General features: G+C 47.7%; 1 protein-coding gene. It reads left to right on the plus strand.

Annotated features, from left to right (window positions below):
* A partial coding sequence (gene argS, locus A3751_RS17600; protein ID WP_156492588.1) for an arginine--tRNA ligase occupies positions 1-428 on the plus strand: 428 nt, incomplete at both ends.

The following is a 428-nucleotide window of genomic DNA, read 5'->3' on the forward strand; positions in this document are numbered from 1 at the left end:
ATTTGCAAGAAAATTGAAGAACATGCGCCTGCTGAAGTCGAGAAAATGGATATTGCAGGGCCCGGCTTCATAAACTTCTTTGTCAGTACCGCAACGCAGTTCAGCGTTCTTAACGATATATTCGAACAAAAAGAAAGCTTCGGACGCGCACAAGCGAAAAGCAAAGAACGTGTTCAGGTTGAGTTCGTTTCGGCAAATCCAACTGGCCCACTTCACGTCGGTCATGGGCGAGGCGCAGCCTATGGTGCAACCGTCTCTGACTTTTTGGAAGCCGCGGGCTATGAAGTTGAGCGGGAATACTACGTCAATGATGCTGGTCGACAGATGAATATTCTCGCCGCCAGTGTCTGGCTACGATATCTCGAAAGCTTCAACGAAGACCTCAAATTCCCTGTAAACGGCTATAAAGGCGCTTACATTTATGACAT

It is taken from the genome of Oleiphilus sp. HI0080 (genome assembly GCF_001635135.1).